The sequence below is a fragment of the Alicyclobacillus sacchari genome, assembly GCF_004366795.1.
GTDB classification, from domain to species: domain Bacteria; phylum Bacillota; class Bacilli; order Alicyclobacillales; family Alicyclobacillaceae; genus Alicyclobacillus; species Alicyclobacillus sacchari.
The window spans coordinates 1-3,791 of sequence record NZ_SORF01000042.1 but is presented as its reverse complement, the minus strand read 5'-3'; the positions used below and the strand labels follow the sequence as shown (position 1 = coordinate 3,791).

Annotated in this window: 8 protein-coding genes; all 8 read right to left on the bottom strand. The window is 54.6% G+C overall.

The window, feature by feature from the left end; genetic code table 11:
* On the bottom strand, nucleotides 1-343 hold a 343-nt coding region (locus tag C7445_RS14210; RefSeq protein ID WP_166669182.1), incomplete at its 3' end, for an AAA family ATPase.
* 136 nt (nucleotides 344-479) lie between these two features.
* Nucleotides 480-755 carry a hypothetical protein gene (locus C7445_RS14205; RefSeq protein ID WP_134161354.1) on the bottom strand — a complete coding sequence of 92 codons (276 nt, stop codon included), beginning with the start codon at nucleotides 753-755 and terminating at the stop codon, nucleotides 480-482.
* Between the two features lie 59 nt (nucleotides 756-814).
* Nucleotides 815-1,183 (bottom strand): DUF4258 domain-containing protein, encoded by a 369-nt coding sequence (locus C7445_RS14200; RefSeq protein WP_134161352.1) that lies wholly within the window; start codon nucleotides 1,181-1,183, stop codon nucleotides 815-817.
* 81 nt (nucleotides 1,184-1,264) lie between these two features.
* Nucleotides 1,265-1,735 carry a single-stranded DNA-binding protein gene (locus C7445_RS14195; protein WP_134161350.1) on the bottom strand — a complete coding sequence of 157 codons (471 nt, stop codon included), beginning with the start codon at nucleotides 1,733-1,735 and terminating at the stop codon, nucleotides 1,265-1,267.
* 25 nt (nucleotides 1,736-1,760) lie between these two features.
* Complete coding sequence (locus C7445_RS14190; RefSeq protein WP_424923021.1) at nucleotides 1,761-2,561, bottom strand: hypothetical protein; 801 nt, start codon at nucleotides 2,559-2,561, stop codon at nucleotides 1,761-1,763.
* The gene (locus tag C7445_RS15085) at nucleotides 2,461-2,991 is read right to left on the bottom strand and encodes a type II toxin-antitoxin system PemK/MazF family toxin (RefSeq protein ID WP_424923020.1); all 531 of its coding nucleotides are present in this window, start codon (nucleotides 2,989-2,991) and stop codon (nucleotides 2,461-2,463) included. Before C7445_RS15085 ends, C7445_RS14190 begins: the two co-directional genes overlap by 101 nt.
* Entirely contained in the window at nucleotides 2,972-3,136 is a 165-nt protein-coding gene (locus tag C7445_RS14180; RefSeq protein ID WP_243835214.1) for a hypothetical protein, read from the bottom strand. Before C7445_RS14180 ends, C7445_RS15085 begins: the two co-directional genes overlap by 20 nt.
* Nucleotides 3,137-3,206: 70 nt before the next feature.
* On the bottom strand, nucleotides 3,207-3,716 hold the full coding sequence (locus tag C7445_RS14175; protein ID WP_134161342.1) for a CHC2 zinc finger domain-containing protein: 510 nt from the start codon (nucleotides 3,714-3,716) through the stop codon (nucleotides 3,207-3,209).
* Between the last annotated feature and the right edge of the window lie 75 nt (nucleotides 3,717-3,791).

The following is a 3,791-nucleotide window of genomic DNA, read 5'->3' as shown; positions in this document are numbered from 1 at the left end:
CGGTGCCGAACCAGCCTTCGATTTGGCCAAGCTGTGCGCGTTTGCCGTTCACGAGGAGCGTCGAGCCCTGTCGAGATGCTCGGGTGCGCGAGATGACAACAGACTTGCCGCGAATGAGCCACGTGACCGTGACCGCCATCCGCTTTTCGCCCAAGCGCATGAGCTTTTCATCTTGTTTCTGCCTGCCGGCGATGTCTGTGCCAAAGAGGCACCAGACGACGGCTTCTGCAAGGGTGGATTTCCCGGCGCCGTTGTGGCCGGCAATGATGGTCGTATCGTGGAACTGGAATGAGACTTCTGCAAATGAACGGAAGTTCTCCAGTTGAATCGAGAGGATTTTCATGCGGAATCATCCTTTCCGTGGGTGTGTTGTTGAACACAAGCCCACGGACGGCGCCGGGGCTTGTGTGATAAAGCCCCGCGCATCGTGCGGGATGAATCTAGGTCTTCGTGAGAATTAATTTGGTGGATGTTCTACATCAGTTATGATGTTTCATCCAGCTGTCAAGCTCGCTCAGAATACGTTGTTCCTCTTCCGATGGCTCGTCATTTTCGTCCTGGAATTCCGCAATCAGGTTGCAGTCAAAACGTACAGCTTTTCGCCATGCTTGCGGAATGCAAGACGCGATTTCTTCGGCCAATTCCTCGTGTTTCATGAGATAGGAATCACCGTAGGCTTCGCTCACATAGACTGGGTAATTGTCAAAAGTCACGCCGTTGCGAATAACGGTTTTCAACACTTTCTTATCCTCCATGGATGGCCCTCCGCGTACGGGATTCATTCGAACCCCATTATAGTACAGCGTTGAAGGCCTCATGATTGCTTTCGATGACGACTATGCGGTCCGGGCTCAAGAACCGTGACAATCGTAAAGACGATTCTTCCACCTCGATTTTGTACCGCAATGGCTACCGTAATCCAACGTCCAGAAGCGTCAGTTCCAGTGATGGAGAACACCGGGTCTGGATTTGCATATGGATTAGGACCATGGGGGTACTCATATGCACCGTACATCTCATTTGCAACATTGCGTGTCACAACGTATTGGACACTTTGCTGTGAGATGTTCCGGTCTTCCATCTGCTCGTTCGCATGTTTCGACCACCTCACTCGTTTCTGAATGAGATGGCGAGCCAGGATATCCGATAGTTCATCCCATAGAGTTTGCCAACGCCGAGACAACTTCGTGCCCACCGTTCAACGGTCCGAGGGTGCCCCCTCTCGCCGTTTGAACGAGAGGGCGCCCCTCCTTCCGTGATGCGATTAGAACGACATGTCGTCTTCAAAATTTGGTGGCAAATCGTCAGCAAACGGATCGTCGTATGGACCGAAGTCCGGTTGCTTCGACGGAGCCGGCGAGGTGTTGTTTTTCACAGGTGGAGCGGCAGACGCAGATTTGGCGCTTTGATTGCCTTCTCCACGGTCGAGAAACCGTACGCCTTCCGCGACCACTTCGGCCACGCGCACGCGCTGGCCATCACGGTTCTCATATGTGCGAATCTGGAGGCGGCCGTCGACTGCGGCCATCCTGCCTTTTTGCAGGTATTGCGATACCAACTCGGCGAGCTTATTCCAGACGACAATGTTGATGAAATCCGTCTGGCGTTCGCCGTTGGAATTCGAACGCATCCGGTCCACGGCAAGCGTGAAGGATGCGACGGCGGTACCGTTGTTGGTGTAGCGCAATTCTGGATCGGCTGTGAGTCGGCCGATCAAGATCACGCGGTTGAGCATGTTTTATTCGCTCCTTCGTATGGTTTCAGCGTTCGCGTGGTTTCCCCGAGGTCAGAAGGTCAATGAGCTTACTCGCCTCTTGTTTCGTCAGTGAGTCGAGTTCGCCCTTTCCTGTTGCCTGGAGCACGAACGCGTTCAAGGCCTCCGTATCCATCCCACGTTCCTGGGCTTTACGGAGGATGAGGTTCTTTTGGGCCTGGGAGATGTCCGGGCTACCGGTCGAACGGTCGGGCTGTGTCCGCTGCCGACGGTCAACCGATTCCGGCTGTCGAATGGTTAGATCCTCGAGATCCTCGATGTCCTGCGTAAACAACGCGCTTGACCGAGTAGCCGAGAGCACAGCGTCGATGAGGGCGCGCTTCTTGGCCATCTTTAAGAGCGTGTTGTCGAGGTCGTCGATTTCGTCGTTGGGAATGCGGTACTTGATGTACGAACCGTACTTTCCGTCGAATGTGGCTTGTTTGAGGGTTTCCTTGGGTAAGTCCGGGGGCAATTCGCGTTCGGTCACCCATCGCCAACGATACTTCTTCTCCCACGAGTTCGCGGACCCAACGCCCACCATGATGATTTTCCCGTCGATTCGGCTGATGAGCGGTAGAGACACGCGATAGCTAATGTAGATGGGGTTTTTCGTATCGTCGCGCGTGAATTCAATATGTGCTTCTCCGGCGCTCAGCCCATACACGTCGCAGAGCTTTTCCGCGCCAGGCTTGAACAAGGTGGGTTTACTGTCGCCGATGATGCCGTAGTCTTCGCCAGGCACCATGTACTCTTTTACGAATTGCCGAAGCTCCTCCAAGCGCTGACGCAGTGCGCCAAAGTCCATGACCATGTTGACGCCGGCGCCATACGCACGTGGAAGCTGGCGTTCGGGAAGCGCCATAAGAAGGCCTCCTTATGTCGCGCACGAAGCGGGCTCCATCACGTATACGAACGGATGGGAGTTCGCTTTGGGCGCTTGGGGTTTGAAGATACGACCTGACAGCTGCCATGACAGCTCGGAGATCGCTATCTGTTAGGGTTCCAAGAGGTTTGAGGAATCGTCCTTTGTGGACGGTGAGGAATTTGGAGGCGCGTATGGTCGAGGGTTTGAGCAGTCCAGCAACTGACCATTCTGTGATTTGGACATCGTAACGGAGTCGCGGCGGCGATGATGTCACAAAGACGACGGTCACATCGTCATCCGCAAGGTCCGTTCCGATGACAACCACAGGGCGAACCTTCTCGCCACTCAGATCACTGAACTGAACCTTCATCAGATAAATTTGCCCTCGACGCACGTTCATCAGATTCCAGTAGGTGTCCGAAGGTTTCATCGTAAATGGCATCATCCTCGTTCAGGAGAAAGCGAAATTCGTTGCCGAGAATGACAGCTTGTTGGTGGATGTCCTTCTTTTCCACGATGAACACCTCCGTGTTTCCATTGTAACACGAGGTGTATCGGGAACGTTGACTGAGCGATTTCAATGATTCACGCTCCTGTCGGCTGTTCACATGTTGACTCGTGCGCGTTCGTGAGCAGCCGCATCAACCGCTCGGTCTGCTCGCGCTTAAAACGTTCATGTTCCTGCCACTCTTCCCATACCCAATCGAGCATAGCCTTGCGGTGACGACGCCATTCCCAAGGGTTCACGCCTTTCGGCGTGCGCCACGGCTTGTGCGTCGTGAAGCCAAGTTCTGCAAGTTGGGCGGCAGTGAGCCGTTCCGCGGGGTGCAGGTTTTGCTTCCGTGTCCCTTGCGGGTACATCTCTGCTTTGGCTGCCTCGAACGAGATTCCGCGCAGCCACGCGTGAAAGGCGACAGCGCCGCCTTTTTCCCCGCACTTGTGACAGTAGAACGTGTCCTTGACGCTGGACACGTACAGATGGAAGTCGCGCCCTTTGTCCCCGCATACGGGGCAGTGAGCCTTCCATTGGCCAGGTCGGGACGTCGGGTACAACACGAAACCGTTGCGTGCAGCTACTTCTTCGATGCTGACCATAACGCCCACCTCTCTTTCATTTTTCGCTTGGATAAATGGAATGTGCACAGCTTTCGTGCATCTCTACGAGGAGGT

Excerpts from the sequence above, each read along its gene's own strand:
- C7445_RS14205 (WP_134161354.1), bottom strand. The coding sequence starts at position 755 with ATGGAGGATAAGAAAGTGTTGAAAACCGTTATTCGCAACGGCGTGACT.
- C7445_RS14195 (WP_134161350.1), bottom strand. The coding sequence starts at position 1,735 with ATGCTCAACCGCGTGATCTTGATCGGCCGACTCACAGCCGATCCAGAA.
- C7445_RS14190 (WP_424923021.1), bottom strand. The coding sequence starts at position 2,561 with ATGGACTTTGGCGCACTGCGTCAGCGCTTGGAGGAGCTTCGGCAATTC.
- C7445_RS14175 (WP_134161342.1), bottom strand. The coding sequence starts at position 3,716 with ATGGTCAGCATCGAAGAAGTAGCTGCACGCAACGGTTTCGTGTTGTAC.
- C7445_RS15085 (WP_424923020.1), bottom strand. The coding sequence starts at position 2,991 with ATGAAGGTTCAGTTCAGTGATCTGAGTGGCGAGAAGGTTCGCCCTGTG.